Source organism: Sphingomonas sp. (genome assembly GCF_031380695.1).
Lineage (GTDB): Bacteria > Pseudomonadota > Alphaproteobacteria > Sphingomonadales > Sphingomonadaceae > Sphingomicrobium.
In genome coordinates this window covers 1-3,988 of sequence record NZ_JANMWY010000087.1, presented here as the reverse complement: position 1 = coordinate 3,988, position 3,988 = coordinate 1, and the positions used below count along the sequence as shown (strand labels likewise).

Below are 3,988 nucleotides of genomic sequence, written 5' to 3'. Positions count from 1 at the left end.
GCGAAGCTGGATCATCACGACCGAGGTCAACCGCTTCATCTGGCCGGGACCCGATGTGCGCCCGACCAAGGGTCAGTCCTCTCCCCATTACGGCGCGATCCCGGCAAAACTGTTCGAGCAGGCGCGATTGCAAATCATGGCGCATCGGTCGGCTGGCAATGCCAAGGTCGTCAAGCGAACCGAGTGATCCGACGACTTTTTAACCTCCTTATCGGTGAATTCGCGAGCCTGTCGAACGCCTCCCTCTCGCCCTGGGACAGGGAGGAGGCGCGAAGCGCCGGAGGGTGAGGGCGACCGCGAGGCGGCAGGCTACCACGAAGCTGGTTTGCGAAAGACGCCCACCGAATCCTCTAGCTGTGTCGGGAATTGCGCACCGGCAAGAGCGTTGGGACCGAATTGTCGGATGAAATGCGCGAGAGGTTTCAGTGCTCCGCTGATTCGGGTCGTTTTCGATCCGAACAGGACGACTTTCTTTCCAAAGCGATTCCGGATTTGGGCGATGGGTTCCTTAAGGTCGCTGTCGTTGCTGATGATGACCGCAACATCGTAAAGGTCATCGAACGCGTCCATCAACAGGAAGGTCGCAAGGTTGACGTCTGATCCCTTTTCTTCGGTTTTCATGACGCGTGCTGCGCGATAATGCCCGGCCTTCCACGCTGCCGCATCCGGCATAGTCACTTCGTGGGTCAGAAAATGCCCGAAGTGGACTTCTACGTTCGGACTGGTTGCCAGTGCCCGAAGATAGGTCTGCTGTCGCTGGGGCTGATCGGGATCGTGCGGACGGGCGCTGACCCGCGCAGTGAAGTAGCGCAACTTATCGATGTCGTTCCGAGGGAGAAGCGTGTCGACGAGCGAGTAGACGTTGAGCCACTTGTACGGGCTGCCCTTCAGGCAAGCATAGAACAGGTTATAGCCGTCGACATAAACCCGAGTTCGCATCCCCTTGCCCCCAAAAAGCAACGGCGGCCACTAGGGCCGCCGCGCGCCTCGGCACCGAAGCGCCGAGGGAGATATGAGAGCTAGCTAGGGAGCCAAGTCCAACAAGTCAACCAACGATGGTTAACGACCCGCCTCTCTTGATGGCCTTTACCCCAGCAATTCCTGTTCTAATTTCTTCGCCATTTCCTCGATATTCTCAGGGGGCCAGCCGGGGATGTCCATGCCCAGGCGCAGGCCCATGCTCGACAGGACTTCCTTGATCTCGTTGAGCGACTTGCGGCCGAAGTTGGGCGTCCGCAGCATCTCGGCCTCGGTCTTCTGGACCAGGTCGCCGATGTAGATGATGTTGTCGTTCTTCAGGCAGTTGGCGCTGCGTACCGACAGTTCCAGTTCGTCGACCTTCTTGAGCAGGTAGCGGTTGAGCTGGTTGGTGTCGGCCTGGCTGTCGGCCGGGTTGGCGGCGCTCGGCACGCCCATCATCGGGCTCGCCGAGCGGATCGCGCCGTCGTCGAAGTGGACGAACAGTGCCAGCTGGTCCTGCAGGATGCGCGCGGCATAGGCGACCGCGTCTTCCGGCGTGACCGTGCCGTCGGTCTCGACCGTCAGCGTCAGCTTGTCGTAATCGAGCTCCTGGCCGACGCGGGTGTTCTCGACCTTGTACGCCACCTGGCGGACCGGGCCATAGAGCGCGTCCACGGGAATGAGCCCGATGGCGGCGTCGGCCGGGCGGTTGGCGGCGGCTGGCACATAACCCTTCCCGACGTCGCAGGTCAGCTCCATGTTGAGCGTCGCGCCCTGGTCGAGGTGGCAGATGACGAGGCTCGGGTTGGTGACCTCGATGTCGCCGCTGGTCGCGATCTGCGCGGCGGTGACTTCGCCCGGGCCGGTGGCGGAGAGCTGGAGCCGCTTGGGGCCTTCGCCTTCCATCTTGAGCGCGAGCTGCTTGATGTTGAGGACGATGTCGGTGACGTCCTCGCGGACGCCCTGGAGCGAGCTGAATTCGTGGAGCACGCCCTCGATCTTGATCGCGGTGACGGCGGCGCCCTGCAGCGAGCTCAGCAGCACGCGGCGGAGCGAGTTGCCGAGCGTCATGCCGAAGCCGCGCTCGAGCGGTTCGGCGACGAACACCGCCTTGCGGCGGCTGTCGCCCCCGGGCTTGCGCTCGAGGTTGCTCGGCTTCTTGAGTTCCTGCCAGTTCTTCGCGTTGACGGCCATGTTTCTTCCTCGGCAGCGAGCAGCCCGGCGTCCCGCGGCTCCTCTTATTTAGAATTTCGTGTCTGAACCCGCTCCGATTGCGGCGCGATCGGAGCGGCGGGTTTAAACTCGGCGGCGCTTTGACGGGCGCACGCCGTTGTGCGGGATCGGGGTGACGTCGCGGATCGAGGTGATCTGGAAACCGACCGCCTGGAGGGCGCGGAGCGCGCTTTCGCGGCCCGAGCCGGGGCCCTTGACCTCGACTTCCAGGGTGCGCACGCCATGCTCGGCGGCCTTCTTGCCGGCATCCTCGGCGGCGACCTGGGCGGCGTAGGGAGTGGACTTGCGGCTGCCCTTGAAGCCCATCGTCCCGGCGCTCGACCAGGCAATCGCATTGCCCTGCGCGTCGGTGATCGTGATCATGGTATTGTTGAAGCTGGCGTTCACATGCGCCACCCCCGATGTGATGTTCTTGCGTTCGCGCCGGCGAAGGCGCTGCGGTGCTTGTGCCATTTGGAAATCCTTGAAGCTGTGTCGGAAGAGGGCGCTGTAAGCAGCGTTACTTCTTCTTCCCGGCGATCGGCTTGGCCTTGCCCTTGCGAGTGCGCGCATTGGTGTGCGTGCGCTGGCCGCGGACCGGCAGGCCCTTGCGATGGCGCAGGCCACGGTAGCAGGCCAGATCCATCAGCCGCTTGATGTTCATCGCCGTCTGGCGGCGGAGATCACCCTCGACCGTGTGATCGGCGTCGATCGCCTCGCGGATGTGGAGCACTTCAGAGTCGGTCAGGTCCTGGACCCGCCGGGCCGGCTCGATACCCAGCTTCCTGGTGATTTCCACGGCCTTGGTCCGGCCAATGCCATGGATGTAGGTCAGCGCGATCTCGACGCGCTTGTTAGTCGGGATGTTAACCCCCGCGATACGTGCCATGTACGACTATCTCCCAGCTCCACAGGGCGGCGTGGCACGCGCGCCCCATCTCAAAGCGATAAACCCAAATTCCAACGGAAAAACGGCGCGCGCAACAAAGCGCCGCCGGCAACCGGTGAAACGGGATGGCACGTAGATAGGTTCGCGCGCAGTGTGAGTCAACTGGGTGGCGCCAAGCGGCCCCGCGTGCTTGCAAGCCGCGATCTTCCCGCTAAGCGATCCACATGCAGCGCCTGATCCTCGATGCGGCCGTGCCCGAGCTCCTGCGCGGAGCGATACTGGCGCTCGGCAACTTCGACGGCTTTCACCTCGGCCACCAGGCGGTGATCGGGCGGGCGGTGCAGCGCGGCGCGCACGAGCGGCGGCCGGTGATCGTCGCGACCTTCGACCCGCACCCGATGCGCCTCTTCCGCCCCGACACCCCGCCGTTCCGTCTGACCAGCCTGGACCAGCGCCAGCGATTGTTCGGCCAGGCGGGTGCCGACGCAATGCTGATCTTCGGCTTCGACAGGGCGCTCGCCGCGACCAGCGCCGAGGATTTCGTCGCCGAGCTGCTGTCCCGGCAGATCGGCGCGGCGGGGGTCGTCACCGGCGACGACTTCACCTTCGGCGCGGGACGGCGAGGGAGCGCAGCGGTGCTGGCCGAACTTGGCACAGCGCATGGCATCGTTGCCGAGACCGTCGCGCCGGTGCTGCTCGACGGGCAGCCGGTATCGTCGAGCCGGGTGCGCGATTCGCTCGTCGCGGGCGATCCCGGCGTAGCCACCCGCCTGCTGACCCGCCCGTTCGCGATCGAAGGGGTGGTCGGCCACGGCGACAAGCGCGGGCGGACGCTGGGCTATCCGACCGCTAACGTCCCGCTCGGGAATTACCTGCGTCCGGCCTATGGCATCTATGCGGTGCGGGTACGGCTCCATGACGGTAGCG

The 3,988-nt window shown here is 64.6% G+C and carries 5 protein-coding genes and 1 pseudogene; 2 read left to right on the top strand and 4 right to left on the bottom strand.

Going from position 1 to position 3,988, the window contains the following annotated elements; all coding sequences use genetic code 11:
• A pseudogene (locus RMN84_RS03325) lies at window positions 1-187 on the top strand (hypothetical protein); the annotation flags it as partial.
• A gap of 122 nt (window positions 188-309) precedes the next feature.
• Here RMN84_RS03325 and RMN84_RS03320 read toward each other — a convergent pair.
• From RMN84_RS03320 to rpsM, 4 genes are all read right to left on the bottom strand, one after another.
• Window positions 310-939 (bottom strand): NYN domain-containing protein, encoded by a 630-nt coding sequence (locus RMN84_RS03320; RefSeq protein ID WP_309610787.1) that lies wholly within the window; start codon window positions 937-939, stop codon window positions 310-312.
• Between the two features lie 147 nt (window positions 940-1,086).
• Window positions 1,087-2,154, bottom strand: coding sequence for a DNA-directed RNA polymerase subunit alpha (locus tag RMN84_RS03315; RefSeq protein WP_309610786.1), 1,068 nt, complete (start codon window positions 2,152-2,154; stop codon window positions 1,087-1,089).
• A gap of 102 nt (window positions 2,155-2,256) precedes the next feature.
• The gene (gene rpsK, locus RMN84_RS03310) at window positions 2,257-2,646 is read right to left on the bottom strand and encodes a 30S ribosomal protein S11 (protein ID WP_309610785.1); all 390 of its coding nucleotides are present in this window, start codon (window positions 2,644-2,646) and stop codon (window positions 2,257-2,259) included.
• A gap of 46 nt (window positions 2,647-2,692) precedes the next feature.
• Window positions 2,693-3,061, bottom strand: a complete 369-nt coding sequence (gene rpsM / locus RMN84_RS03305) for a 30S ribosomal protein S13 (protein ID WP_309610784.1) — start codon at window positions 3,059-3,061, stop codon at window positions 2,693-2,695.
• A gap of 224 nt (window positions 3,062-3,285) precedes the next feature.
• Between rpsM and RMN84_RS03300 the strand changes: the two genes are divergently transcribed.
• Window positions 3,286-3,988 (top strand): riboflavin kinase (locus RMN84_RS03300; RefSeq protein ID WP_309610783.1); only part of this gene is annotated, 703 nt, incomplete at its 3' end.